Consider the following 555-nt stretch of genomic DNA (forward strand, 5'->3'; position numbering starts at 1 on the left):
CCGCTGAGCTGCTGGATGTGCGTGGTGTATTGGAACGAGGACTCCTTGGGGGAGAAGCTCCCGTAGGCTGCGGTAGCGCCGTACTCGACCTGCCCGGTGGCCGGTTCGCTGATCGGCGGCGTTGCCGATACAAGGGAAGTGCTGGACCTGTGCGCCGAACATGGCATCAGGCCGGAAATCCAGGTGATCGCCATTGCCGACATCAACGATGCCTTCGATCGCCTCAAGCACAACGATGTGCGTTTTCGTCATGTCATCGACATGGAAACACTGAAGGCGGAGAGTCAGGCGAGCGGGCCCGACCGCATGTACGTGGAAGCGCCGACGCGCGGGGACGTGGTCAACCGCAAGCCGGCATAAGGCAGATAGGGCGGGAGGGCCGAGCGCCCTCCCCGTTTGTTTTACAGCCCGTAATGGGCCTTCACGATCTCCCAGCCTTCTTCGGCCGTTTCAACGAAGTGGAACAGTTTCAGATCGTCCGGCGCGATGACGCCTTCTTCGGCCAGCGCTTCGAAGTTCACCACGCGGTTCCAGAATTCGCGGCCATAGAGCAGG

The 555-nt window shown here is 61.4% G+C and carries 1 protein-coding gene and 1 pseudogene; one reads left to right on the forward strand and one right to left on the reverse strand.

The genetic code is table 11. From position 1 onward, the window contains the following. Nucleotides 1–96 precede the first annotated feature (96 nt). A complete protein-coding gene (locus RT662_RS09410) occupies nt 97–360 on the forward strand; it encodes a hypothetical protein (RefSeq protein ID WP_313670458.1) in 264 nt (87 codons plus the stop codon). A 41-nt stretch (nt 361–401) separates the two neighbouring features. Here the strand turns inward: RT662_RS09410 and RT662_RS09415 are convergent. After that, nucleotides 402–555 (reverse strand): annotated as a pseudogene (locus RT662_RS09415) (lysine decarboxylase); the annotation flags it as partial.

Source organism: Sandarakinorhabdus sp., from assembly GCF_032115815.1.
In the GTDB taxonomy this organism is placed as follows: domain Bacteria; phylum Pseudomonadota; class Alphaproteobacteria; order Sphingomonadales; family Sphingomonadaceae; genus Sandarakinorhabdus.